Source organism: Geobacillus thermoleovorans, assembly GCF_001610955.1.
In the GTDB taxonomy this organism is placed as follows: domain Bacteria; phylum Bacillota; class Bacilli; order Bacillales; family Anoxybacillaceae; genus Geobacillus; species Geobacillus thermoleovorans.
Window position 1 is genome coordinate 149790 of sequence record NZ_CP014335.1, and the last position, 24728, is coordinate 174517.

22 protein-coding genes and 2 pseudogenes are annotated in these 24728 nt (G+C 52.2%); 17 read left to right on the top strand and 7 right to left on the bottom strand.

Annotated elements, in window-relative coordinates; translation table 11 throughout:
- The first annotated feature begins 24 nt into the window (after positions 1 to 24).
- The 10 genes and pseudogenes from GT3570_RS00890 to GT3570_RS00930 all read left to right on the top strand — a co-directional run bounded on the left by GT3570_RS00890 (position 25) and on the right by GT3570_RS00930 (position 6987).
- Positions 25 to 510, top strand: coding sequence for an 8-oxo-dGTP diphosphatase (locus tag GT3570_RS00890; RefSeq protein WP_015373739.1), 486 nt, complete (start codon positions 25 to 27; stop codon positions 508 to 510).
- 120 nt (positions 511 to 630) lie between these two features.
- A pseudogene (locus GT3570_RS00895) lies at positions 631 to 1911 on the top strand (IS110 family transposase).
- A gap of 392 nt (positions 1912 to 2303) precedes the next feature.
- A complete protein-coding gene (locus GT3570_RS18900; RefSeq protein WP_305142644.1) occupies positions 2304 to 2585 on the top strand; it encodes a hypothetical protein in 282 nt (93 codons plus the stop codon).
- Between the two features lie 19 nt (positions 2586 to 2604).
- A complete protein-coding gene (locus GT3570_RS18905; protein ID WP_305142645.1) occupies positions 2605 to 2826 on the top strand; it encodes a hypothetical protein in 222 nt (73 codons plus the stop codon).
- A gap of 81 nt (positions 2827 to 2907) precedes the next feature.
- Positions 2908 to 3786 (top strand): ABC transporter permease subunit, encoded by an 879-nt coding sequence (locus GT3570_RS00905; RefSeq protein ID WP_023634311.1) that lies wholly within the window; start codon positions 2908 to 2910, stop codon positions 3784 to 3786.
- Between the two features lie 129 nt (positions 3787 to 3915).
- Positions 3916 to 4197, top strand: coding sequence for a hypothetical protein (locus GT3570_RS00910; protein ID WP_023634310.1), 282 nt, complete (start codon positions 3916 to 3918; stop codon positions 4195 to 4197).
- Between the two features lie 26 nt (positions 4198 to 4223).
- Positions 4224 to 4829, top strand: a complete 606-nt coding sequence (locus GT3570_RS00915) for a kinase (RefSeq protein WP_011229690.1) — start codon at positions 4224 to 4226, stop codon at positions 4827 to 4829.
- Positions 4830 to 5353: 524 nt separating this feature from the next.
- Positions 5354 to 5833: a DUF2975 domain-containing protein gene (locus GT3570_RS00920; protein ID WP_011229691.1), complete on the top strand. Its 480-nt coding sequence runs from the start codon at positions 5354 to 5356 to the stop codon at positions 5831 to 5833.
- A 10-nt stretch (positions 5834 to 5843) separates the two neighbouring features.
- A complete protein-coding gene (locus GT3570_RS00925) occupies positions 5844 to 6068 on the top strand; it encodes a helix-turn-helix domain-containing protein (RefSeq protein ID WP_013144000.1) in 225 nt (74 codons plus the stop codon).
- A 16-nt stretch (positions 6069 to 6084) separates the two neighbouring features.
- On the top strand, positions 6085 to 6987 hold the full coding sequence (locus tag GT3570_RS00930; RefSeq protein ID WP_208854675.1) for a DUF817 domain-containing protein: 903 nt from the start codon (positions 6085 to 6087) through the stop codon (positions 6985 to 6987).
- A 64-nt stretch (positions 6988 to 7051) separates the two neighbouring features.
- Here GT3570_RS00930 and GT3570_RS00935 read toward each other — a convergent pair whose 3' ends face one another.
- From GT3570_RS00935 to GT3570_RS00945, 3 genes are read right to left on the bottom strand one after another with little or no spacing between them, the layout of a single operon-like run.
- The gene (locus GT3570_RS00935) at positions 7052 to 7540 is read right to left on the bottom strand and encodes a DinB family protein (protein WP_062898305.1); all 489 of its coding nucleotides are present in this window, start codon (positions 7538 to 7540) and stop codon (positions 7052 to 7054) included.
- 49 nt (positions 7541 to 7589) lie between these two features.
- Complete coding sequence (locus GT3570_RS00940) at positions 7590 to 8342, bottom strand: TatD family hydrolase (RefSeq protein ID WP_062898306.1); 753 nt, start codon at positions 8340 to 8342, stop codon at positions 7590 to 7592.
- Between the two features lie 57 nt (positions 8343 to 8399).
- On the bottom strand, positions 8400 to 9773 hold the full coding sequence (locus tag GT3570_RS00945; protein ID WP_011229695.1) for a sigma-54 interaction domain-containing protein: 1374 nt from the start codon (positions 9771 to 9773) through the stop codon (positions 8400 to 8402).
- A 235-nt stretch (positions 9774 to 10008) separates the two neighbouring features.
- On the opposite strand from GT3570_RS00945, the gene GT3570_RS00950 reads away from it, so the two are divergent.
- The 5 genes from GT3570_RS00950 to GT3570_RS00970 all read left to right on the top strand — a co-directional run bounded on the left by GT3570_RS00950 (position 10009) and on the right by GT3570_RS00970 (position 16490).
- On the top strand, positions 10009 to 11421 hold the full coding sequence (locus tag GT3570_RS00950) for an amino acid permease (protein ID WP_011229696.1): 1413 nt from the start codon (positions 10009 to 10011) through the stop codon (positions 11419 to 11421).
- 95 nt (positions 11422 to 11516) lie between these two features.
- Positions 11517 to 13064 (top strand): L-glutamate gamma-semialdehyde dehydrogenase, encoded by a 1548-nt coding sequence (gene pruA / locus GT3570_RS00955; protein WP_011229697.1) that lies wholly within the window; start codon positions 11517 to 11519, stop codon positions 13062 to 13064.
- A gap of 116 nt (positions 13065 to 13180) precedes the next feature.
- Positions 13181 to 14380 (top strand): ornithine--oxo-acid transaminase, encoded by a 1200-nt coding sequence (locus tag GT3570_RS00960; protein WP_021322046.1) that lies wholly within the window; start codon positions 13181 to 13183, stop codon positions 14378 to 14380.
- A gap of 26 nt (positions 14381 to 14406) precedes the next feature.
- Positions 14407 to 15645, top strand: a complete 1239-nt coding sequence (locus GT3570_RS00965; protein ID WP_062898307.1) for a Glu/Leu/Phe/Val family dehydrogenase — start codon at positions 14407 to 14409, stop codon at positions 15643 to 15645.
- Positions 15646 to 15881: 236 nt separating this feature from the next.
- Positions 15882 to 16490: a DedA family protein gene (locus GT3570_RS00970; RefSeq protein ID WP_011229700.1), complete on the top strand. Its 609-nt coding sequence runs from the start codon at positions 15882 to 15884 to the stop codon at positions 16488 to 16490.
- Between the two features lie 198 nt (positions 16491 to 16688).
- On the opposite strand, the gene GT3570_RS00975 is transcribed toward GT3570_RS00970, so the two are convergent.
- From GT3570_RS00975 to GT3570_RS00990, 4 genes and pseudogenes are all read right to left on the bottom strand, one after another.
- Entirely contained in the window at positions 16689 to 17678 is a 990-nt protein-coding gene (locus GT3570_RS00975; RefSeq protein ID WP_014194645.1) for a FecCD family ABC transporter permease, read from the bottom strand.
- Positions 17675 to 18681 (bottom strand): annotated as a pseudogene (locus GT3570_RS00980) (FecCD family ABC transporter permease). Before GT3570_RS00980 ends, GT3570_RS00975 begins: the two are co-directional and overlap by 4 nt.
- Before the next feature lie 67 nt (positions 18682 to 18748).
- Positions 18749 to 19675 carry an iron-hydroxamate ABC transporter substrate-binding protein gene (locus tag GT3570_RS00985; protein ID WP_023633388.1) on the bottom strand — a complete coding sequence of 309 codons (927 nt, stop codon included), beginning with the start codon at positions 19673 to 19675 and terminating at the stop codon, positions 18749 to 18751.
- Between the two features lie 6 nt (positions 19676 to 19681).
- Positions 19682 to 20473 (bottom strand): ABC transporter ATP-binding protein, encoded by a 792-nt coding sequence (locus GT3570_RS00990; RefSeq protein WP_062898308.1) that lies wholly within the window; start codon positions 20471 to 20473, stop codon positions 19682 to 19684.
- Positions 20474 to 21188: 715 nt separating this feature from the next.
- Between GT3570_RS00990 and GT3570_RS00995 the strand changes: the two genes are divergently transcribed.
- Together GT3570_RS00995 and GT3570_RS01000 are read left to right on the top strand one after the other, a co-directional pair.
- Positions 21189 to 23261, top strand: a complete 2073-nt coding sequence (locus tag GT3570_RS00995; protein ID WP_062898309.1) for a sigma-54-dependent Fis family transcriptional regulator — start codon at positions 21189 to 21191, stop codon at positions 23259 to 23261.
- Complete coding sequence (locus GT3570_RS01000; protein ID WP_011229707.1) at positions 23233 to 24393, top strand: acyl-CoA dehydrogenase family protein; 1161 nt, start codon at positions 23233 to 23235, stop codon at positions 24391 to 24393. Before GT3570_RS00995 ends, GT3570_RS01000 begins: the two co-directional genes overlap by 29 nt.
- Positions 24394 to 24728 lie beyond the last annotated feature (335 nt).

Below are 24728 nucleotides of genomic sequence, written 5' to 3' on the forward strand. Positions count from 1 at the left end.
AAATTAGAAAGGAGAATCTACATCATGTCAGTTGATTGGAAAAGTGTAGAACATAGAATTTATACGATGTGTATGATTCAAAACGAAGATAAAGTTTTATTAATTAAACGACCTAACCATTTCGGTTTTCCGGGATATTTAGCACCAGGGGGAAAAGTGGAATTTCCAGAAAGTATCGTAGAAGGGGCTATTAGAGAAGTCAAGGAAGAGACAGGTTTAACCGTTTCAAATTTAATCTATAAAGGTTTGGATGAATATGTTAATCCAAAAGAAAATGTACGATACATGGTTTTTAACTATTGGACCAATACATTCGAAGGAGAACTCCTTGAAAATCCGCCAGAAGGTGAATTGCTTTGGGTGCCGATTGATGAAGCATTAAACTTACCTATGCAAGATTGGTTCAAAGAAAGGTTCAATATGTTTTTTGAACCAGGAACATTCGAAATTCAACGCGTTTGGGATGCGGATTTGAACAAACAAGTGTCTGTTAAAATTACCCGAATGTAAGGAGCATTCCCGTTAGGAGCTTTTCCGGGGACTTGATCAAAAAAAGCCCTCTTGGTATGATGCAGGGGTGTCGATGTCAACCAAAAGTCGACCCTACCACCATACCAAGGAGGACTTCAGATGAATTGTACACAAAATCATAAACTCGATCAAGTCACCGAACAAACGCTTGTCGTGGGAATCGATATCGCGAAACGAACCCACTACGCCTGCTTCGTGGATGACCGGGGGCGTGTGCTTCGCAAATCGTTCCCGATCTTCCAGTCGAAAGAAGGGTTTCGGCAACTGCATAAAGCGATTCAGGAGGCGATGCAAACGTTCGGGAAGCTGAAGGTGATCGTCGGGGTGGAACCGACCGGGCACGACTGGTTGAACCTGGCCTACTTCCTCGAGGAGCACGGGATCCCGTTGGTGATGGTCAACCCGGCGCATGTGTGCCGGTCGAAAGAACTCGATGACAACCTGCCGACGAAACATGACGCCAAAGACGCCCTGGTCATCGCCAGACTGGTGAAAGACGGACGATTCCTCATCCCCCGGCTGCTGCACGAGATCGAAGCCGATTTGCGCGTTGGGAGCACGCTCAAAGAGAAGCTCCGCAAGGAACAGACGGCGGTGAAAAACGCGATCGTCCGCTGGACCGATCGGTATTTTCCGGAGTTTGGGACGGTGTTTCGCGACTTGGGCAAAACGGCGCTTGCGGTGCTGGAGTGGACGCCGTTTCCGGCCGATATGGCGGGTCGGACCGCCGAGGAGCTCATCGAGGTGCACCGGCAAAGCGAAGGGATGAAATGCCTGCAGAAGGCCAAAATTCAGGCGTTGGTCGACGCCGCGAAGGACTCGATTGGGGTGACGGAGGGGGCGACGATGGCCCGATTTGAGATCGCCACGCTCGTCCGCCGATACCGCCAATTGGAGGCTGACATCGCAGCGTTGGACGCCGAGTTGAAGGCATTGGTTCAAACGACGATGGAATATCAATAGCTGAAAACGGTCGACGGGTTGGGAGACGCCACGATCATCGATCTGCTGGCGGAGATTGGCAGCTTCGCTCATTATCGGGACCCGCGTCAATTGGTGAAGTTGGCGGGCCTGACGCTCAAGGAGAATTCCTCCGGCCAGCGCAAAGGGCAAAAGCAGATCTCCAAACGAGGACGGAAACGGCTGCGATCGGTGCTGTTTCGGGCGATGATTCCGCTGATCCGGCACAACGAGGCGTTTCGCGAGCTGCATGAGTATGACACGACCCGCCCCGTCAATCCGCTGACCGGAAAGCAGTCCATCGTCGCATTATGCCGGAAGCTGTTGAATGTGCTGTTTGCGATTTGTACGAAGAAACAAGCCTTTGACGCCGAGCGAATGAAGCAGGACGTCTTGTCCCAGGTGCACCGGGCGGCCTAAGGCCTCCCCCTGCGAACGGAAGAATCGTTGGACAACAGGATGACACCGGAGAAGCTGGCGTGATCGGATCCATTCGACCTTGAGTCCCCAAAGGAGCTTGGCCGGCCTCCGCCTGATGACGAGACCGAACGAGGGAATGTTGGCGCCAAGACGCCCGGAGACATGGGAGGGTTCGTCCTCATCAGCGACGCGGAGATCCAAAGGTGCATCGAATACGCTTCCTCCCACGGAAGGAAAATATCCCCATCCGTGGCCGCGAAGCGTCCCTAGGTCTGTAAGATATCCGCAAAACTGAAAAAAGATGTAAGGGATTTTGTCGAAAAATATTTTTTGGACACCCCTGAGGGGCCGAAAAGCCTTGATAGATCAACATTTCTAGAGGGAGGGTTTTTATGAAGGATATCCGAATGACGGTGGTCCTTACGTTGTTGTTGCTATTGGTGCTAGTTGGCTGTGCCAAACCGAAAGTGGAGCAAACGGTAAAATTAGGTGGTGCGGTCAAAACAATCGGTGACCTAGTGGTGCTAAGCGGAAACAGCAATCTGCCAAAAGGCGCCGTCGTGCAAATTGTGATGAAAGAAATCGAGGGGGGGCAAACAGGTACTCGAGGAAAAAGTAAACGTTGGGGAAGACGGAAGTTATTCATGGAGCGCGAAAAGACCGGAGCGAGCTAAGGAATATGAGCTGGATGTGATGTTTTTGCCAGAATTGCAGCCGAAGCACGTAAAAGAGAAGTATGGTGAAAAGGGAGAGCTTATCAAAAAAGACTCGTCGGGCAGAGTAGAATATCAAACAGACGGACAAACCTATGTAGGAATTAAAATGTATGACCGCATCTTGAAAATAGGCGATGGAATGGGAGGACAGCAATCCATGTTAGCAGAAACATTGCCTCCCCCGGCACCATCTTATTAAAATGCAAGCACTGGCAGCTTACAGCCGAAAGGAACATCAAGCAATCGGTTGCCCATGCTCCGAAGGAGGGGGATCAGCCTTATGAAGAAATGGAAACTCGCCTTGACGGTGCTGGCGGATTTGTTGCTTACCATTTTCACGATTATGGCGATTATCGCGTTTGCGCAAAGCTATTCCTTGTTTCCGAGCCCGCAAATGGTCACGGTATTTTGGCAGCAATTTCAGCAGCTGTTTTGGAGCTTTTTTTCTATTCGTGATATAACGGTTTCGCTCTCGCAATGGCACAATGCTCCCCTGCTCTCAACGATGATGGAGCCGTATGCCTATTCCCTTATTATTTTATGGGGGGCGCTGGCTGTTTCCTTCCTTATAGCCGTTACGGGAGCCTACATCTGCTTTTTGCTTCCGCGTCCGCTGCAAAAAATGGTTAAAGGAATCGCGTTTTTTCTTGAGTCGATCCCCGATGTTATTTTTATTTTTTCTACGCAACTGTTTGTCATCTGGGTGTTTAAAAAGACAGATTTGCTTATTGTCAATCCTGTTGCCGGTTTTGACAATGTATACGTGCTGCCGATTGTCATGATTTCCATTTTGCCTTCCATTCTGCTGTTCCAAATGACATTTCTTGCGTTTACGGAGGAAAAAGACAAGCCATACGTCGAATATGCGCTAGCGAAAGGATTGTCAAAAACGGCAGTGCTATGGCGCCATATGTTCCGCAACGCGCTGATCACCGTGTTTTCTAACGTCCAATATTTGTTTTGGTTTATGCTGTCGAACTTGTTAGTGGCGGAATATTTGTTTAATATGCACGGATTGTTCCGGTTTTTGTATGAGCAGCTCCCGCCGGAAGTAGTGGCTATCGGTCTTGCCATGCTGTTTTTGCCGTTTTACATCATTGATGTGGCCGGAAAACGAGTGATTGCTTATTTGACGGGAATCGAGAGGGGGGTAGCGTGATGCGCGCATTCCGTAACGTTTATTTTACGACAGGGTTTATCATCGCGGCCGGTCTATTGCTGGCCAGTTTTTTCTATTCTTATTGGCTGAAAGACATCATTCCGCAGCCGCCGAAGCAGATCTACTGGGTTGGGCCCTCCGGAGAAAGTGGCGCTCTCCCTTTCGAACGAATGGTCCGGCTTGATCGGTCTTTCCTATCGGGAAATGATGCTTGACCAATGGATTGTTGTCGGGCCGTGTGTTGCCTTTATCGTTGCCATTTTTGCCTTCAAATTAATGGGAAAAGGGTTAGAGCAAGTGATCGCTGGAAAAGGAAAACGGAAGCAGCGGAAAAAACAGCGGAGTTCATCGGGAAAAACCGCTTCTTTTCCGCCGCAGCAGGGCGATTTTGAATTTGTACTTTATAGATAGGCTATCCTAAAAATACATGAGGGGGGATGGAGTTGCGTGATCGCATCGACTTCTTATGCAAGACCATTTTGGCGATAAAAACAGCGGGCCGATTGGTCCTCGGGATTGATGGGCTAAGCCGATCGGGCAAAACGACATTAGCCAATCAGCTGAGTCAAACGTTGCGGGAGCAAGGCATCTCCGTGTGCGTTTTTCACATGGATGATCATATTGTCGAGCGAGCCAAACGTTATCATACGGGAAACGAGGAATGGTTTGAATATTATTATTTACAGTGGGATGTGGAGTGGCTAACGCATCAGTTGTTCCGTCAACTCAAAGCATCCCACCAGCTGACCCTCCCGTTTTATGATCATGAGACCGATACGCACTCCAAGCGAACGGTTTATCTCTCTGATTCGGACATGATCATGATTGAAGGTGTTTTTCTGCAAAGGAAAGAATGGAGGCCGTTCTTTGATTTCGTCGTCTATTTGGATTGTCCGCGGGAGATTCGCTTTGCCCGTGAAAACGATCAAGTGAAACAAAACATCCAAAAGTTCATCAACCGGTATTGGAAAGCAGAAGACTATTATTTGGAAACCGAAGAGCCGATTAAACGGGCGGATGTTGTTTTCGATATGACCTCATGATCGGGAATCTTTGGTAGGGTTTGTTCCTTTGCGAGGATGACGATGTTGGACAAGAAAACATCGAATCGATCATCGATAATTTCATACAATTTGTTGAATAATCAACGAATTGTCTTGATCTAACCATTGAAAGTGCCCTCATTCTTTTATAATGATAGACAGGTGTTGATGAAATTTATGGATTGAAGGAGGGTATCCTATTATGATTTCCGCGAAAGCACTGGCTGTCGATGAAAAACGAGTAATTGGGGGGAGTGCGGTTAAATAGCAGAATCGGGCCTGACGGGCCGAACGGCGGCTTTTTCCGGGATGGAAAGCGAATCGATTGGTAATGAATGGGCGGCGTGGAAGTGAATACGGTGTGCCTGTCGTCTCAATAGGTATGGTCGGGCGTTCCCGTGTGGGGACGTCTTTTCTTTTTGCTGTTTTGCAGAAAAAATTTAATTTAAATCAACAATTATTTATTGATAAACGATAAGACGTTCATTACAATAAAGTCGAAAACGAGTCAGTGAGGTGTTTCGATGAAACGGGAAACGTTGTTTTTGAAGGCGTCTTTAGTGTTGATCGGCCTTCCGGTTTTGGCATTGTGCCTATTTTTGGTGCCTGCGCTTGCGAAGGTGGCTGTCAAGCTGGTGCCAACGTTCCCTTGGATCAAGTATTTTGTTTATCTTGTGTTTGAGGCGTCCGCACTGCCGTTCTACTTCGCTTTGTATCAGGCGTTCCGGTTGTTAGTGTATATTGACCGAAACGACGCGTTTTCCGAGGCGTCGGTGAAAGCGTTAAAGACGATCAAACATTGCGCCGTCGCCATCAGCGGGCTGCATTTGCTTGTCTTGCCGCTGTTTTACTTGTTCGCCGAGAAAGACGACGCTCCGGGTGTCATTTTCGTCGGTCTGATTGTGCCGTTTGCGTCGCTTGTCATCGCTGTGTTCGCCGCGGTTTTGCAAAAGCTGCTGCAGCAGGCGATTGAAATCAAACAAGAAAATGAGTTGACCATTTGAGGTGGATGACATGCCGATTATCGTGAATCTTGATGTCATGTTGGCGAAGCGGAAGATGAGCGTCACCGAGCTGTCGGAGAGAGTCGGGATCACGATGGCGAATTTGTCGATCTTGAAAAACGGGAAGGCGAAGGCGATCCGTTTCTCGACGCTCGAAGCCATTTGCAAGGCGCTCGATTGCCAGCCCGGGGACATTTTGGAGTATCGAAGTGATGAAGGGGAGTCAAATCCGTGAGTAGGGAGGAGACGGCTTGAAAGGGGAGAAACACGAGGCAGCGGTGAACGAATGCCCACCGTTTTGCCTGATGATAGTCCGGGTGCGCCAGTTTTGTAGAAAATCGTGGCTGATCAAAGCGTTTGTGCAGCTCATTCGCTTCGGTTGGGCGCAGGCGTTGTCTTGCGTGTTTCCGGTTGTTATTTTTGCCTCATTGGCGCTGACGAAACTCGCGCCGCTCCCTTTGTTGCCGAGGTATGACTGGCTGCTCATCATTTGCCTGCTCATGCAATGGTGGATGGTGCGGTCAGGGATGGAAACGCGGGATGAACTCAAAGTGATCACCTTGTTCCACGTCATTGGACTTGCGCTCGAGCTGTTTAAAGTGCGCATGGGTTCGTGGTCGTATCCGGAAGAGGGGTATACGAAAATCTTTGGCGTGCCCTTGTACAGCGGGTTTATGTATGCGAGCGTCGCCAGCTATCTTTGCCAGGCGTGGCGAAGGCTGAAGGTGGAGTTGGTGCAATGGCCGCCGTTTTGGATGGTCGTTCCTCTCGCTTCGGCGATTTACTTGAATTTTTTCACCCACCATTATTGGGTGGACGTTCGTTGGTGGCTCTCAAGCCTCGTCATGCTTGTCTTTTGGCGGTCATGGGTGACGTATGAGGTCGGGGGAGTCCGCTACCGGATGCCGCTTGTTTTGTCCTTTTTGCTGATCGGGTTTTTCATCTGGATCGCGGAAAACATCGCCACCTTTTTTGGCGCTTGGCAATATCCAAACCAGGTGAAGGCGTGGAGCCTTGTTCATCTTGGGAAGGTGAGTTCGTGGTGTTTGCTTGTTATTGTCAGTTTTCTCATCGTGGCGACGTTAAAGCAAGTGAAAACAATGGCTGTGACAGGGGCAGTGGAGCGTTCACATGAAGATGGAAAATCGTTGTAAGCCGAGCAGGGCGGGGATTTGGCTGGTCGTTGCTCGGCTTTTTCCTTGATGAGCCGCCCGCTCCTCACGGAAGCTGTGCCTTGATTTCTTCCATTTGCGCGAGGTGGCGCTGTTCATGATAGCCGACAAATTCCACCCATTGCTTCAAATTCAGTGGCCCAAAAATTGGATGCGGGAACGATTTGGCTTCCAAGTCAGCCGGGTTGGCTTGCTCCGTGATTTGGCGCAACCGCTGCCGCGATTGGCGTAATTTTTCTTCCAGTTCGTGTCGAGTGAAAAAGCGGTCGCTCGGGCGGGCGAAATCAGGCGCCTCCACTTTTTTCGAACGATCAACGGTCAAGTGGATCGGTTTCTCCTCGACCGGTTGGCTCTCGCCATGCTTTAATGTATGGGCGATCATGGATGTGATCGATGTTTCGATTAAGTACAGGTGTTCGAGCACTTGGGCGATCGTCCAACTTCCGTCCGCCACTCGGGTGTTCAGCTGTTCGTCCGACAGCCCGGAAACGCTTTTGATCAGCTGTTGGCGCACTTGCTCATTATGATCCATCATGTTTCCCTCATTTCGATGTAGATTTGGTTTCATCGTACGATAAGGAAGATCAACCGTAAAGCCGTTTTGTGTTCGCCGTGATCATGGTTTTGACTTGTTCGATATCTCGGCCATAGTGTGCCGCCACGGCTCGCGCGGAGTCCAATAGCCATAACGGCGTCGTCAGTTTTCCGGCAAACGGGCCTGCAAACGGCCATGGGCCATCGGTTTCAAGGAGCAGCTGCTCGATGGGAACGAGGGATAACAGCTGCTTGTCGCGCTCGCGGTAGCACACTTCCGGCGTGATGGAGATGTAGTAGCCGCATTGGACGATTTGTTTGACCACGGCAGGCTCGGCCTTCAGCCAGTGGAAATGGGCTTGTCGGACGCCAGCTTGCTGCAAGATGGCCAAGGCGGTTTCGGCGCGGTCGTAGACGGCGTGAAGGGCGAGCGGCAAGGAGGCATCCGCGGCGATGGCCGCGATTTCGGTTAATCGTTCTTGATACGCGGGCAGCTTGGCGCATGCTTCCGCTGAATAGTATGGCAGCCCGACTTCGCCGATGGCGGCGAGCAGCGGCCGCTCTTGCTTGACAAGCTCTGTCCATTCGTTCCAATCGGCTTCGCTTGGCAGCGGTTGCTCGGGATGAAAACCGATGGCGGCGTAGACGAAGGAAGGGAATCGCTGTTTCAACTCGAGCGTTCGGCAGCTGGAGCGCAAATCGGTGGATACGGCGACGACGCCGGTGATGCCCGCTTCTTGCCAACGGTTGATTTGTTCATCGATGTCCGTGTACTGGTCGAGATGAATATGAGCGTCGATCATCCACAGCGACCTCCCCTGTCCTTTTTGCCGTCCCGCTGGCTGAGGCTTTTCGCCTTTTCATCCCCATTCCTTATCAATCTGGTACTTGCGGATGCGGTATTGCAAGTTTTGTCGGCTCAAACCAAGCGCTTTGGCCGTTTTGGTGATGTTGAAGCCGTGATGCTGCAGCGCCTTGCGGATGTAGTAAATTTCGACTTCTTCCATGTATTTGTCAAGAGGCAAAATGTCTTCCGTATCAAATAAAAAGTCCGTTTTCGTTTCGTCGGGCGCCAGCTTGGCTCGAAAAGGGGCAGGCAGATGGGCGAGGGTGATGGTTTGTTCTTGTTCCATCGTCGCCATCGTTTCCAAAATGACGGCCTCAAGCTCGCGCACGTTGCCGGGCCAGCTGTAAGCAAGAAACGCCTCTTGCACGTCATCGCCGAGTCCTTCGACATGTAGGCCATAGCGCTCGTTGCCTTGACGGATGAAATGGATAGCGAGCGGCAAAATGTCCTCTTTCCGTTCGCGCAACGGCGGCAGGACGATGCAGTGGACGGCAATTTGGTAGTAAAGCGATTTGATCAATTCTCCGTTTTGGACCGCGTCAATCGGGTCGCCGCTTGTCGAGGCGATGAGGCGAACGTCCGCACGAACCGGTTCTTGGCCATGGGCGCGGACAAACTGTTTTTCTTGCAGGAAACGGGCAAGTTTTTGTTGAAGCGGCAGGCTTAACGAGTCAATATCGTCAAGCAGGACGGTGCCGCCGTCCGCTTGTTCAAACAAGCCGGGCTGGATCTCGCCGTCTTCTTCGCTGCCAAACAGCATCGTTTCCATCCAATCGTCCGGAAGCGACAAACACGTTTGCGCAAAAAACGGCTTAGCTCGCCGTTCGCTTTCGTGGTGAATGCAGGAAGCGAGCAAGTCTTTTCCTGTCCCTTTCTCCCCAATGAGCAGCACAGACGCCTCGGAGCGGGCGGCATGACGAGCAAGGCGGATGGCCTTTTGCATGGCTTCGCTTTGGCCGATGATGTCTGCAAACGTGCGACCGGCTTCACCGCGTTGGTGGTGCTCTTGGATCAGCTTGCGGAATTTGGTGATGTCTTTGGCGATTTCCACGGCGCCGATGATGCGCCCGTCTTTTTGCAGCGGGTGTGTTTGATTGACCGTTGTCACGGCTTGTCCTTTGTTATTGAAATAGGTTTGCTGCTTGTTCAGAATGCTTTCACCGGTGCGCAGCGCTTCAAGCAATGTGCTCGGCTGCTCCGGGTTGAAGCGGAAGACGTCCAAAATGTTTTTATCGAGCACGTCCTCGATGTTCATACCCTCGATGTCCCGCATTTTCCGGTTGTAAATGACGGTTTTCCCATGTTGATCGACCGCATGGACGCCAAGGTCGATCATTTCGAGAATTTGCTCATACATTGATAAAAGCGTTTCCATATCCCGGTTCACGATCAGCACCTCTCTTTTTTGTATTATAGCATAAGGTGGACGGGAGACAGGAAGGGAAAGAAAGATGTGAAAAAATTTTTTGCTAAATATATTGAAAATAGAAAAAAATAATTTCATAATAAAGTTGTAATACATTATAAATTGAAAAATAATTTTGCATAAAAGGAGGTTGCTATTCGTTTGATAAAAATGTAAGCGATTGCGGAATCTATCATAGAGAGGGGAGAGTTTTCGGATGCAACCAGTGCAAGAACTGAAACGAGAGCTAAAAAGCAGGCATTTATTTATGATCGCGCTAGGCGGAGTGATCGGCACCGGTTTGTTTTTAGGATCGGGTTATACGATTCATGAGGCGGGGCCAGGAGGGGCCGTCGTTGCTTATCTTTTTGGCGGATTGGTTATGTATTTGACCATGCTTTCGTTAGGAGAATTGGCCGTGAGAATTCCTGATGCCGGGTCGTATCAGACGTATGCGACGAAATTCATCTCGCCGGCAGTGGGGTATTGCATCGGTTGGCTGTCATGGCTGAACTGGTCGGTGACGGTCGGCATCGAGCTGCTCACGGTCAGCATTTTGATGAAGCGATGGTTTCCTGATGTGCCGACATGGGTGTTTTGTGCGGTCTTCGCTTTGCTCTTGTTTTTGATCAACGCCTTGTCTGTCAAAGGATTTGGCGAGGTGGAGTTTTGGTTTTCGAGCATCAAGGTGCTGACGGTGATCGCCTTTATTGTTCTTGGTCTGGCGGCGATGTTCGGAGTCATCCATATGAAAAATGGACAACCTGCTCCGTTTTTCTCGAACTTTACAGACCATGGGGGCTTGTTTCCAAATGGGTTTTGGGCGATCTTTACGACGATGATCCTCGTGAACTTTTCGTTCCAGGGGACGGAATTGGTCGGCGTGGCGGCAGGGGAAAGCCGCGAGCCGGAAAAAACGGTGCCGGTTGCGTTGCGCAACACCGTATGGCGCATTTTGATCTTCTTTATTTTGGCCATTTTTGTGCTGGCTGGTTTGTTTCCGTGGGAGAAAGCCGGCGTTGTGGAAAGCCCGTTTGTTGAGGTGTTTGACAACATTGGCATTCCGTATGCAGCCGATATCATGAACTTTGTCATCATTACCGCGGTGCTGTCGGTGGCCAACTCGGGCTTATATGCGACATCGCGCGTCCTCTGGTCGATGTCGCGCCAAGGCATGGTCACTCCGTTTTTCAGCAAGCTATCGAAACGCGGCGTGCCCATCAATGCGCTTATTGCCAGCATTGCCATCGGCTGCTTGTCTCTGTTGTGCAGCGTGTATGCGGAAGATACGGTGTACGTCTGGCTGACGGCGATCGCCGGATTTGGCGCCGTCACGGTGTGGGCTTCCATCGCGCTGTCAAGCTATTTCGGCCGGAAAGCGTTTTTGCGCGAAGGCGGCGATGTGCGCGATCTGAAATACAGGACGCCGTTGTATCCGTTCGTGCCGCTGGCCGCGTTTGCGTTGAATATGGCGACGATCATCGGACTGGCCTTTATCCCAGATCAACGGATCGCGCTTTACTGCGGCATTCCGTTTTTGCTCGCTTGCTACGGGTACTACCACCTTGTGGCGAAAAAACGGGTTCAGCCCCTAGCCGCAGAAGAAGGGGAGCTCAAGGCCGCCAAGTAAAAACAATTGAAAAAAGCCATAATCATTTGCATAATATAACTATGAAACCGTTTTATAACGAAAAATTTTTTTGCCTTTAAAAGGAGGATGACCAAATGGTGCAGCCGTACAGACACGAACCGCTCACCGACTTTACCGTAGAAGCAAACCGTGAGGCGTTTTTAGCGGCGCTCAAAAAAGTGGAATCGGAGCTTGGGCGCGATTATCCGCTTGTGATCGGCGGCGAGCGGGTGATGACGGAGGACAAAATCATTTCGATCAATCCGGCGAACAAAACGGAAGTGGTCGGCCGGGTGGCGAAAGCGAACAAAGAGCTGGCGGAGCGGGCGATGAAAACCGCTGATGAGGCGTTCCGCACTTGGAGCCGGACAAGTCCGGAAGCGCGGGCCGATATTTTGTTCAGGGCGGCGGCGATCGTGCGCCGGCGCAAGCACGAGTTTTCCGCTTGGCTGGTGAAAGAAGCAGGCAAACCGTGGCGCGAAGCGGACGCCGATACCGCGGAAGCGATTGACTTTATGGAATATTACGGCCGGCAAATGTTGAAGTTGAAAGACGGCATTCCGGTCGAAAGCCGTCCGGGGGAAACGAACCGCTTTTTCTATATCCCGCTTGGCGTCGGCGTCGTCATTTCACCGTGGAACTTCCCGTTTGCTATTATGGCGGGGACAACGGTCGCTTCGCTTGTGACGGGCAATACGGTGCTGCTGAAACCGGCGAGCGCAACGCCGGTCGTGGCGTATAAATTTGTGGAAGTGTTGGAAGAAGCGGGGCTTCCGGCTGGTGTATTGAACTATATCCCGGGCAGCGGCGCGGAAGTCGGCGACTATTTGGTTGACCATCCGCGCACAAGATTTATCAGCTTCACCGGATCACGGGATGTCGGCATCCGCATTTATGAGCGGGCAGCGAAAGTGCACCCAGGGCAAATTTGGCTGAAGCGGGTCATCGCGGAAATGGGCGGCAAAGACGCCATCGTTGTGGACAAGGAAGCCGACCTGGAACTGGCGGCGCAATCGATTGTCGCGTCGGCGTTTGGCTTTTCGGGGCAAAAATGTTCGGCGTGCTCGCGCGCGATCATCGTCGAAGATGTGTATGATCAAGTGCTCAGCCGCGTCGTCGAGCTGACAAAGCAGCTTAACGTCGGCGACCCGGCGGAGCAAGCGACGTTTATGGGGCCGGTGATCGACCAAAACGCGTACAACAAAATTATGGAATATATCGAGATCGGAAAACAGGAAGGCCGTCTCATGACGGGCGGGGAAGGAGACGATGCAAAGGGCTTCTTCATCCAGCCGACAGTGTTTGCTGATGTCGACCCGAACGCGCGCATCATGCAGGAGGAAATTTTCGGACCGGTCGTGGCGTTTGCGAAAGCGCGCGACTTTGACCATGCTCTTGAGATCGCGAACAACACCGAATACGGTCTGACAGGAGCCGTCATTTCGCGCAACCGGGCGAATCTCGAAAAAGCGCGGCACGAGTTCCATGTTGGCAACTTGTACTTCAACCGCGGCTGCACAGGGGCCATTGTCGGCTATCAGCCGTTTGGCGGCTTTAACATGTCAGGCACCGACTCGAAAGCTGGCGGCCCGGACTATTTGATTCTCCATATGCAAGCGAAAACCGTATCGGAAATGTTTTAATGGCGGGGCGGCCGCAGCCGCCCTTTTCCTGTAATGGAACGTTGGTCCGTCAATCGTCGGATGAAGGCAAACGTTGTCCGTGAAGGTGGAGAGTGAGGAAAAAAGGGGGGATTTTGATGACGACAAAATCGCAACAGCTCATCGAACAAACGGAACGATATGGAGCACGAAATTATCATCCATTGCCGATTGTCATTTCGGAAGCGGAAGGGGTATGGGTGAAAGACCCAGAGGGCAACCGCTATATGGACATGTTAAGCGCTTATTCCGCTGTCAACCAAGGCCATCGCCATCCGAAGATTATTGAAGCGTTGAAAAAGCAAGCCGATCGGGTGACGCTCACATCGCGCGCGTTCCATAACGACCAGCTCGGCCCGTGGTACGAAAAAGTGTGCCGGTTGACGAAAAAAGAGATGGTGCTGCCGATGAACACGGGCGCCGAGGCGGTGGAAACGGCGCTCAAGGCGGCGCGCCGCTGGGCGTATGACGTCAAAGGCGTCCCGGACAACCAAGCCGAAATCATCGTTTGTGAAGGAAACTTCCACGGCCGGACGCTTGCCGCCGTGTCGCTGTCGTCCGAACCGGCTTATAAACGCGGGTTTGGACCGCTGCTATCCGGAGTGAAAATCATCCCGTACGGCGACATCGAAGCGTTGAAAGCGGCGATTACACCGAATACGGCGGCGTTTCTTGTCGAACCGATCCAAGGAGAAGCCGGCATCCGCATTCCACCGCAAGGATTTTTAAAAGCGGCGTATGACGTATGCAAAGCGAACAACGTCCTGTTCATCGCGGACGAAATTCAAACCGGTCTCGGCCGGACCGGGAAGTTGTTTGCCTGCGACTGGGAAGAGGTTGTGCCCGATATGTATATTTTAGGGAAAGCGTTGGGCGGCGGGGTGTTCCCGATTTCTTGCGTCGTCGCCAACCGCGACATTTTGTCGGTGTTTGAACCCGGTTCGCACGGATCGACGTTTGGCGGCAATCCGCTTGCATGTGCGGTGTCGATCGCGGCGCTCGAAGTGATTGAAGAAGAGCGTCTAGCGGAGCGTTCGCTTGAGCTTGGCGAATACTTCCTTTCGAAACTAAAACAAATCCGAAACGACGATATTAAAGAGATCCGCGGCCGCGGCTTATTTATCGGCGTCGAGCTGCATGTGCCGGCGCGTCCGTACTGTGAGGCGCTGAAAGAGCAAGGATTGCTTTGCAAGGAAACGCACGAGACGGTCATTCGTTTCGCACCGCCGCTCATCATTACGAAAGAGGAATTGGATTGGGCGTTCGAACGGATTGCGAGTGTCTTGTCCCGTCCATAAATCGAGTCAAAGAGGCGAATGAGACGATGGAAGAAAATATGTTTCTCTCCACCCAGCGCGTGATCAAAGAGGCGCTGGCCAAACTTGGCTACGGCGAGGAGATGTATGAGCTGCTCAAAGAACCTTTGCGCGTCCTTACCGTACGCATTCCCGTCCGTATGGATGACGGAACGGTGAAAGTGTTTACCGGCTACCGCGCCCAGCATAGCGATGCCGTAGGGCCGACCAAGGGAGGCATTCGTTTTCATCCGGATGTCACCGAGGAAGAAGTCAAGGCGCTGTCGATGTGGATGACGATCAAAGCCGGAATTGTCGGCTTGCCGTATGGCGGCGGCAAAGGTGGCATCGTCTGCGACCCGCGGAACATGTCGATGGGTGAGCTGGAGCGGCTCAGCCGCGGCTATGTGCGGGCGATCAGCCAGATCGTGGGGCCATCCAAAGATATCCCGGCGCCGGACGTGTTTACCAACTCGCAAATTATGGCGTGGATGATGGATGAATATAGCCGCATCCGCGAATTTGACTCGCCTGGGTTTATCACCGGCAAGCCGCTTGTGCTCGGCGGCTCCCAAGGCCGGGAAAAAGCGACAGCGCTCGGTGTCACGATTTGCATCGAAGAAGCAGCGAAAAAAGCGGGAATCGAGTTGCAGGGGGCGCGGGTCATTATTCAAGGATTCGGCAATGCAGGCAACTTTTTGGCCAAGTTTTTGCATGAAGCTGGAGCTCGCGTCATTGGCATTTCCGATGCGTATGGCGCGTTGTATGACCCGAACGGACTGGATATTCCGTATTTGTTGGATCGCCGCGACAGTTTTGGCACGGTGACAACGCTGTTTGAGAATGTCATCACCAATCAAGAGCTGCTGGAAAAAGAGTGTGATATTTTAGTTCCGGCCGCGGTAGCGAATCAAATTACGCGTGACAATGCCGCGAATATTCGCGCTAAAATTGTGGTCGAGGCGGCCAACGGCCCGACGACGCTGGAAGCGACCAAAATCTTGACGGAGCGGGGCGTGCTATTGGTGCCTGATGTGCTGGCGAGCGCTGGCGGGGTGACGGTTTCCTATTTTGAATGGGTGCAAAACAACCAAGGCTATTATTGGACGGAAGAGGAAGTCGTCGAGAAGTTGAAAGAGAAATTGACGAGCGCGTTTCATCGCGTCTATGAATTGGCGGAATCGCGCCGTGTGGATATGCGCATGGCGGCGTACATGATCGGGCTGCGCCAAACAGCAGAAGCAGCTCGCTACCGCGGTTGGGTATAATCATGGAAAGGTTGTTGCTAGGGGGACGTGCCGTCCATCCTCATCTGCTTGGGGGTGGGCGGCCTTTCGTTTGCGAGACGCCGATGAAGCCGGTGATATCGAAGGGAGAGCGAAAGCAAGCTGCTTTTCTTTTTTGCAAAGGATCTTTTTTTGTACTACCATATCATATACATACATTATGAGGAAAGAGACATGCGTACATACAATGAGCCGTGCGGAAGGGAGAGAATGGCGCCATGCAGGCGTGGATCACTGATTTTATGGAGCAATTTGGCTATATCGGCATTTTTTTTATGATCGCGCTGGAAAATATCTTTCCGCCGATTCCGTCGGAAGTCATTTTGCCGTTTGGCGGGTTTATGACGACGTACACGTCTTTGACGGTGCCTGGCGTTATTGCGGCGGCGACCGCCGGTTCGGTTGCCGGGGCATTGGTGCTGTACGGCATCGGCCGGCTGTTGTCGGTTGAGCGGCTCGAGCGGATCGTTGACCGTTGGGGCGGATGGCTGCGGGTGAAGCCGGAAGACATCGCCAAGGCGAACCTGACGTTTCACCGCTATGGGGTGTGGGCCGTTTTTTTCGGGCGCATGGTTCCGCTTGTACGCAGCTTGATTTCCATCCCGGCGGGCATGGCGAAGATGAATATAGGGCTGTTTGTCTGGCTGTCGGTGCTGGGCACGCTCATTTGGAATACGATTTTAATCTCGATCGGGGCGGCGCTCGGTGAGTCGTGGGGGAAAGTATCCGAAGTGATTGGGATGTACGCCGAAGTGGTGTATGTCATTATTGCTGCGATCATTTTGATTGGAGCTGTCCGCTTTTGGAAGCGGCGCCGGGCTTCTTAATTCCGGCATTTTAAGGAATGGTTTTGCCAAAAAGGGCTGCGCGCCCAAGGCTGTTTTTCGGTCTTGGAGCCAGCCCTTTTCGCATCGCAAACGGAAAAATTCCCGTTTCAAAGTGAAACGGGAGTAGAGAGATGAAGATGAAGGCAGTTGAACGAGCTTATCCGCCATCCTTGATCCGTCTCATGGCCATCAAAAGGTTCAACGCTTCAATAACAAATAAATGAAGTATGGTGCACCGATGAATGACACAACAACTCCGGCCGGAAGCGGTTCGGCGAGAACGTTTCGCCCGATCGTGTCAGCGGCAAGCAGCAGCCAGCCGCCGATGAGCATCGCTGCCGGAATGGCTCGCTCATGGCGCGGGCCGACGATCATTTTGGCGATGTGCGGCGCCATTAAGCCGATAAAAGAGATGCCCCCGGTTACAGCGACGGCCGCTGCAGCGACGGCGACCGCTGTGGCCATCAGTACGAGCCGCTCGCGGCGAACATGAACGCCGACGCCGATGGCGACCGGATCGCCTAAATACAAAAGGTTTAGCCGTTTCGCCCGATATAGACCGATCAATGCACCGATGACAAGCCACGGCAGCATCGCCCAAATAAACGGCCAATCATCGCCCCAAATGTTTCCGGAAAGCCATCTGGCGATAAAGTCGACTTTCGTTCGGTCCGCGGCGGAAATGAGGATGATCATGAGCCCGGAGAGCGCCATCGAAAACCCGACCCCGGTCAGGACGAACGATACCGGCTGCAGCCCGGTTGTTTGATGGTAGGAAACGGCGTACATGGCCGCCGCCGTCAACAGTGCTCCCACTAAGGCGACGAGCGGCAGAGCATAAAGGAACGTCCCGGCTTCAATAGGGAAAAATAAAAAGAATATAGCGACGCCTGCGCCGGCACCGGCGTTGATGCCCAATATGCCCGGATCGGCGAGCTCATTTCGGGTGGTGCCTTGCAGCATCGCTCCCGACAAGGCGAGCGCCATCCCGGCGAGCAACGTAATCACGATGCGCGGCAGGCGGAGAGAAAACAAAATAAACGCTTCTTGCATCGAACCGTAGCCGAACAGTGTCGGCGCGATGCGTCCGTACGAGAGCGGCGCTTCGCCGGTGCCCAACGCGATGGCGGCTGTTGCGGCAATAAGCAACAAAAGCATGCCTAACACTGCTGTGATGCGCATTCTCATTCAAAGCCCCTCCCTTTTTTCCGCACGACAAACAGGAAAAACGGCAAGCCGATCACCGCAACGATGGCTGCCACTGGCGTTTCAAATGGGGCATTGACCGTGCGGGCCGCCGTATCAGCGACGATCATGCCGGTCGCGCCGACCGTGGCCGACAGCGGGATGATAAATCGGTAATCGGCGCCGGCGATTGCGCGCACAAGATGAGGGATCATCAAGCCGATGAAGGTGATGTTGCCGGCGATGGCGACCGATGCTCCTGTTAATAAAAACACAGCGGAAAACAGCCACGTTTTGACGGCTGTTGTTTTTTGTCCGACGCCAACGGCGACGTCTTCGCTCAAGCTAAGAATCGTCAGCTGCCGCGAATACCATACGGCAATGGCGAGCCCGATCACGATGAGCGGAATGATGACTGACAGCTGTTTCCACGACGTTCCGGCTACCCCGCCCGATGTCCACATCGAAACGTCTTTGGAAATATGAAAATAAAGGCCAACTCCTTCAGCGACGGCAAACAAAAGCGCTGAGACCGCCGAGCCGGCTAGGACGATGCGCAATGGAGAAAAGCCGCCTTTGCGGGCGGCGCCGATGCCAAAGACCGTCCCTGCTCCCACAGCCGCCCCAAGCAAACAGGCGATGGTGATTGCGAGATAATGGGCGGAAGGAAAAAAGGCCATCGTTATGGCCAACGCTGCGTTCGCTCCAGCGGTTAAGCCGAGCAGTCCTGGGTCAGCAAGCGGGTTGCGTGTCATTCCTTGCATGATCGCCCCAGCGACGGCGAGTCCGGCGCCGACAAAGGCCGCCGCGGTTTCCCGAGGCAAACGGAGCTCGCGAATCAAGTCCAGTTGTTTACCTTGTTCATCGGAAAAGAGCGCGCGCCATACGTCACTCCAGTCGTATCAGCGACGCCGATGGCCATGGATCCGAACCAGATGGCCATCAGCAGGATAAGAGAGAAGAGAAACGTATAACGAAACGGCCATAGCCGGCGGTTTGCTTCCATCGGCGGTTTCCTCCTTTTCACAAGAAAGGACGGGACATTCACTGTCCGTGAACGCCCCGTCTCGTCATTATTGGCCTAAAAAATGCTTTTTAAAGAAATCGAGCTGGTAGTCTAACGTAATCGGGTCATTGAAATAAAACGCCTTGGCATCAGCGACGAACATACGGCCGTTTTTGACAGCAGGGATGTTTTTAAACGTGTTCGTTTCCATAAACGATGTATCGCCGTCGCCGTTTTTGCTTAAGATGAGGTAATCGCCGACAAACTGCGGCAGCGCTTCAAGGGAAACGGCATAGTAGCCCGGTTTGAGCGCCTGCTCTTCGACCGCTTTTGGCATTTTCAGCTTCATTTCTTGATACAAAATTTCTGTGCCGCGCGCCCAATTGTTGCCGAACACATACAGCTGCTTATCAAAGTTTTCGGCTACGGTGACCGTTGCGTTTTCGCCAATTTTCGCCCGGATTTCTTCCCCGGCTTGTTGCGCCCGTTGTTTGAAGTCGTCAATCCATGCTTTCGCTTCTTTTTCTTTATTTAACAGTTTACCAATCTCTAGAAACTGTGTTAAATAATCGACCTTTCCGTATGTAAACGTGACGGTCGGGGCGATTTTGCTTAATTTATCGACGTTTTTCGTATTGGATAATCCGATAATTAAGTCCGGTTTTAACGCCATAATTTTTTCAATGTCTTCGTCTGTCACCACTTGTGCGTCTTTCAGTTTGTCCTGAAAAAGCGGGCTCATTTTCGACCACGAATCCACGCCAACAATGGGGACGTCCAAGGCCAGCACATGCCCAGCAAACGTCGATAAGACGACGACGCGTTTTGGATCAGCCGGTACTTCCACCGGTCCGTTTTCCGATTGGTATGTAATCGTTTCCGGCTTTTTTTCTTTTGGTGAAGCGCTGCTGTTCTTGTTGTCGTCCGCCGCGTTGCCGCAGGCGCTTAGCACAAGCGCCAAAAGAAGCAGCAAGGAAAGCCATGTTTTCCTCATGACGAATCAAGCCTCCCTAAGCAGTTGATAAGTGAAGCAAATCGGTTTGTTCGTCCGCGGGTCGCGGCCGATGTCAGCGTCAATGCCAAACACGTCGCGAAGCACATCGCGGCAAATGACGTCTTCGCTCGGCCCGGCTTTGACGATCGTGCCCGCCTTCATGGCGATCACATAGTCGGAAAACCGCGCCGCTTGGTTAATGTCATGGAGCACCATCACAATTGTCCGCCCTTCTTCTTGGTTCAGCCGTTCAAGCAGCTCGAGCACCTCGAGCTGGTGGGCGATGTCCAAATACGTCGTCGGTTCGTCCAAAAAGATGATGTCCGTCTCTTGAGCGAGCGCCATGGCGATCCAGACGCGCTGCCGCTGTCCGCCGGAGAGGGCGTCAACCGGCCGGTGTTTCAAATCGGCTGTTTTCGTTACGGCAAGCGCCCAGTCGATTGCTTCGTAATCTTGTTTCGTTAGGCGGCCCCATCCTCTTTGATAAGGGAAGCGGCCGTACGAGACGAGCTCAGCGACGGTCAATCCGCTTGTCGCTTCCGGCGTCTGCGGCAAAATAGCTATTTTTTTCGCCAGTTCTTTCGTTGGCTGTTGCGAAATGGCCCGGCCGTCCAAAATGACGGCGCCGGACTGCGGGGAAATGATGCGCGTCAACGTCTTGAGCAGCGTCGATTTTCCGCATCCGTTTGGTCCAATAATGGCTGTGATTTGTCGGTCGGGAATGCGGACGGACAAGCGTTCGAAAATCGTCCGGTCATCGTAGCGGACGGTCAACTCCTCGGCGTATAGGCGGACCATGAGGCCACCTCCTTCCGGATCAAGAAAATGAGAATCAATATCAATATTATTATAGCGCATCCAATGAAAAAAACAATGATTTTTTGAAAATGGGAATCAATTTTATATAGATGCAATTTAAAGCTTTAACATTTTTCGTCTTTGCCGGTCATTGCATCCGACTGTCGAGTGACCGAACAACGCCGCTTCCAGACCCATGAATGGGTCTGTGAAGCGAGTCGTTGTTCGGTCTTCCGTCACGCTAAGGCGTGACGGAGGCAAGCCACACGCTTGCCTTCGACAGTCGAAAATGGGCAAACCACTTTTCTGTCAAGGATATGTTAAACTTCTTTGTTGCATCTATATAGTTGCAAAGAAGTGACTAATGAGTGTTGCGAAATAACAACATTTTTTAGCTGAATAACGGCAGAACTGCAACAAATTCGTTCTGTTTGTTGCGAGATTGCAACAATATGTTGTTGTTTGGCAACAAGCGATCAAGTAAGATGAATTTTAGAAGGTTGGTGATTTAAGGGGAAATGCTGCTCTCCAACAGTGTTTCTCAAATTGAAAAACCTTGCAACACCATAACCTCCTTCCTTACGATTTCTCACAAACCGAGCGAATCCGTTGTTTTTCACCAGCCTTCTAGGGGTTTGTTTTTTCTGAATAGCGGGAACTTTTTTGGCACAAAAATTGCTTGAGTAGAAAATAAGGCGGAACGGTGGGAGAGGAAATGGCAATGATGGTCGGAGACATCATGGTGAAGGCAAAGGCAGTAATTTTTGAAAGCGATTCCCTTGATGAAGCGGCTCGGACATTCGTTGAATATGGACTTGATGGGATGGTCGTATGCCGTTGCAGTGAGGAAATCGTCGGCGTGGTGGCGGTCAAAGACGTGTTGTTCGGTCTTGTCCAAGGGAAAACAACTGTGCGTGAGGTGATGCGCCCGTCGCTGCCGCCGCTTTCCATTCACGACCGTGTGGAAGTGATCGAGTTTGGCGGCGGTCCGCTCCGCCCCGTTGTCGATGAGAGCGGACGCCTTGTCGGTGTGTTGACGAAAGAGCAGCATTTGACGGCATATGCGAAGGTGGCACAACTCCGCTTAAAACATTTGGATGCCATTTTCAACGCCGCCCATAACGGCATTTTATCGATCGATGCAAAAGGACGGATTACATCGATCAATCCACCGGCTGAGAAAATGGCGCGGACGACGAAAGAAGAAGCCATCGGCAAGTTTTTGACCGATGTCGTGATCCCGTCTGGCTTGCTCGAGGTCGTGCGCACCGGCAAAGGGCATACGGAAAAATACCGCGTCGGCAAGCGCGTCTATATTACAAACCGCTCACCAATTATCGACGAGGGGAAGGTCGTTGGGGCGGTCGGGGTGTTTCAAGACATTTCCGAGATTGAATTTATCTCCAACGAACTTGAGACCGTCAAGCGCATCGTCAATGAATTGCAAACGGTGATGGAGGCATCCAGCGACGGCATCGCTATCACGGACCGCAGTGGAATGATCACACGGCGAAACAAAAAATGGGATGCGCTGTTTCTAGGAACGGAGCAAGAGCGGGTGACCGCCCCGCTTGACCGGGTCGTTCGACAGGCGCTTGATGGACGTCAGCCCTGTTCGATGCTTCATCAGGGGATGGAAACAGGAAATATTTGGATCGTTTCCGCGGTGCCGATCATCGAGGAAGATGGGCGGGCAGAGCGGGTTGTTCTCTACGTCAAAGATATGACCGAGATGGAACAGCTGCGCTCGGAACTGGAGGAGACGAAACGGCTCCTTCATATGTTGGGCCGTCAGGAAGAAGATCATCTCATTTATCGCGCTCCAGCGATGGCGCATGTTGTCAATATCGCCCGCCAAGCGGCGGCTGTCGATGTGACGTTGTTGTTGACCGGAGAGTCGGGCACCGGGAAAGAGGAATTGGCGAACTACATTTGGAAACAAAGCGCCCGCCGCGCCCGACCGTTTGTGAAAGTGAATTGCGGGGCGATCCCCGAGACGTTGATGGAGTCTGAACTGTTCGGCTACGAGCCGGGGGCGTTCACCGGAGCGGCGAAGAAAGGGAAAAAAGGCTATTTCGAGCAGGCGGATGGCGGGACGATTTTTCTCGATGAAATCAGTGAAATTCCGCTTCACCTGCAAGTGAAGCTCCTTCGCGTGTTGCAGTCGATGGAAATCATGAGGTTGGGGGCGGAGGCGCCGAAGCGGATCAATGTGCGTGTCATCGCCGCGACGAACAAGCCGCTTGAGGAGCTTGTTGCCGCTGGGCAGTTTCGCGCTGATTTGTTTTACCGGCTGAACGTGATGCCGATTGCCATTCCGCCGCTGCGCGACCGGAAAGAAGATATTCCGCTCTTGGTTGACCATTACCGAAAGCGGTTTGCGGAAAAGTATCAAAAACCGCTTGTCTTTACCGACGGAGCGCTGGCGGCGATGATGGACTATCACTGGCCCGGCAACGTTCGAGAGCTCGTTAATGCTGTAGAACGTATGTTTGTGACCGCCGTTTCCCCAGTCATTGACGAACACCAAGTGGCGAAATGGCTCCACCTTGAACCGGAGCCAGCTGCGAGCCCGGTGGCGGTCGGAGAGATCATCCCGCTCAAACAGGCAACGGCTGAGGTCGAGCGCCAGCTGATCATCAAGGCGCTTCACAAGGCGAAGACGTATCGGCGGGCTGCGAAACTGCTTGGTGTCGATGCGTCGACACTCGTGCGCAAGGCGCAAAAATATGGAATTCAATCATGGGGAGGGGAAGAAGATGGATTTCACGCTGCCAGCCGAGATTGAATTTTTAAAAGAAAACGTCCGCAAGTTTGTGAGAGAAGTTGTCGAACCGGTGGCGATGGATATTGAGGAAAATGACCAGATTCCGCAAGATATCATTGAAAAGTCGAAAGAAATGGGGCTGTTTGGATTAAGCATTCCGGAAGAGTACGGAGGCCTCGGTTTGTCAATGGTCGGCAAATGCGCCATTTACGAAGAGCTCGGCAAAACGCATAACGGCTATACGACGTTAATCGGCGCCCATACCGGCATCGGCACCGTCGGCATCGTTGAGCTCGGCACGGAAGAACAAAAGCAGCGCTATTTGCCAAAGATGGCGACGGGCGAATGGATCGGCGCTTTTGCTCTCACTGAGCCCAGCGCCGGATCAAACGCCGCTGCGATCAAAACGACCGCCGTCCGCAAAGGCGACCGCTACATCATTAACGGCTCGAAACATTATATTACGAACGCTGTCGACGCCCATGTGTTTACCGTCATGGCAGTCACCGATCCGTCGAAAGGCCCGAAAGGCATCACGTCCTTTATCGTAGAAAAAGATTTTCCCGGCTTTATCGTCGGAAAAGTCGAGCGGAAAATGGGGCTGCGCGGATCGCATTCGGCTGAGCTGTTTTTTGACAACTTGGAAGTGCCGGCCGAAAACGTGCTCGGGAGAGAAGGCGAAGGGTATGTCAACGCCTTGAAGATTTTAGCGAACGGCCGTGCTGGTCTTGCCGCGCGCAACCTCGGCTCGTGCATCCGCCTCTTGGAATACTGCATGGAATACGCCGAACAGCGTGAACAGTTCGGCAAGCCGATTATCGAGCAGCAAGCGATCCAGCATATGCTGGCGGAAATGAGCATGTTGATCGAAGTGCTGCGTTCGACCGTCTACCGCGTCGCCTGGATGGTCGACCAAAAGATGCGCGTCGTCAAAGAAGCGGCCATCGCCAAGCTGTTCGGTTCGGAAGTGTACAACAAAATCGCTGACATGGCCGTGCAAATCCACGGCGGCCTCGGCTACATGAAAGACTACCCGATCGAACGTTACTTCCGCGATGCCCGCATTACGAAAATTTACGAAGGTACCTCGGAAATCCAGCGCAACATCATTGCGAGCGAACTGCGGAAAGAATACGGAAAAGTGCGGGCATGACCGGAGTAGGTGCTGTCCTAACGAGGTGCTGGCTTTCAAGAGGAGTGCGAGAGATTGAATAACAAATCAGCTCGATGCGGATATACGGCCGTGGCAGAGGAGGTCTCGATGCTGTTGTGACCCCCTCTGTTTTTTTAGCGTTATTGTCGGAAAATGTCATTCGCTTTTTGTTGACGAAAGAAAGGGAAGGTTGCTAGAATGAGGGAAAATGATTGACTATTCATAACATTTTGGTCATTTTTACAACCTGCCTTTTTGCCAGCAACCCGCCTATTGTCGCAACAGCCTATTTGTAAGCCTTTACATTGATTGGTTGTCCCCGCGTTCATCTATCC

Excerpts from the sequence above, each read along its gene's own strand:
- GT3570_RS00940 (WP_062898306.1), bottom strand. The coding sequence starts at position 8,342 with ATGATCGACGCTCATATTCATCTCGACCAGTACACGGACATCGATGAA.
- GT3570_RS00890 (WP_015373739.1), top strand. The coding sequence starts at position 25 with ATGTCAGTTGATTGGAAAAGTGTAGAACATAGAATTTATACGATGTGT.
- GT3570_RS00935 (WP_062898305.1), bottom strand. The coding sequence starts at position 7,540 with ATGATGGATCATAATGAGCAAGTGCGCCAACAGCTGATCAAAAGCGTT.
- pruA (WP_011229697.1), top strand. The coding sequence starts at position 11,517 with ATGGTGCAGCCGTACAGACACGAACCGCTCACCGACTTTACCGTAGAA.
- GT3570_RS01000 (WP_011229707.1), top strand. The coding sequence starts at position 23,233 with ATGGATTTCACGCTGCCAGCCGAGATTGAATTTTTAAAAGAAAACGTC.
- GT3570_RS00925 (WP_013144000.1), top strand. The coding sequence starts at position 5,844 with ATGCCGATTATCGTGAATCTTGATGTCATGTTGGCGAAGCGGAAGATG.
- GT3570_RS00920 (WP_011229691.1), top strand. The coding sequence starts at position 5,354 with ATGAAACGGGAAACGTTGTTTTTGAAGGCGTCTTTAGTGTTGATCGGC.
- GT3570_RS00975 (WP_014194645.1), bottom strand. The coding sequence starts at position 17,678 with ATGAGAATGCGCATCACAGCAGTGTTAGGCATGCTTTTGTTGCTTATT.
- GT3570_RS00995 (WP_062898309.1), top strand. The coding sequence starts at position 21,189 with ATGGCAATGATGGTCGGAGACATCATGGTGAAGGCAAAGGCAGTAATT.
- GT3570_RS00915 (WP_011229690.1), top strand. The coding sequence starts at position 4,224 with ATGGAGTTGCGTGATCGCATCGACTTCTTATGCAAGACCATTTTGGCG.
- GT3570_RS00985 (WP_023633388.1), bottom strand. The coding sequence starts at position 19,675 with ATGAGGAAAACATGGCTTTCCTTGCTGCTTCTTTTGGCGCTTGTGCTA.
- GT3570_RS18900 (WP_305142644.1), top strand. The coding sequence starts at position 2,304 with ATGAAGGATATCCGAATGACGGTGGTCCTTACGTTGTTGTTGCTATTG.
- GT3570_RS18905 (WP_305142645.1), top strand. The coding sequence starts at position 2,605 with ATGTTTTTGCCAGAATTGCAGCCGAAGCACGTAAAAGAGAAGTATGGT.
- GT3570_RS00970 (WP_011229700.1), top strand. The coding sequence starts at position 15,882 with ATGCAGGCGTGGATCACTGATTTTATGGAGCAATTTGGCTATATCGGC.
- GT3570_RS00905 (WP_023634311.1), top strand. The coding sequence starts at position 2,908 with ATGAAGAAATGGAAACTCGCCTTGACGGTGCTGGCGGATTTGTTGCTT.
- GT3570_RS00965 (WP_062898307.1), top strand. The coding sequence starts at position 14,407 with ATGGAAGAAAATATGTTTCTCTCCACCCAGCGCGTGATCAAAGAGGCG.
- GT3570_RS00990 (WP_062898308.1), bottom strand. The coding sequence starts at position 20,473 with ATGGTCCGCCTATACGCCGAGGAGTTGACCGTCCGCTACGATGACCGG.
- GT3570_RS00960 (WP_021322046.1), top strand. The coding sequence starts at position 13,181 with ATGACGACAAAATCGCAACAGCTCATCGAACAAACGGAACGATATGGA.
- GT3570_RS00950 (WP_011229696.1), top strand. The coding sequence starts at position 10,009 with ATGCAACCAGTGCAAGAACTGAAACGAGAGCTAAAAAGCAGGCATTTA.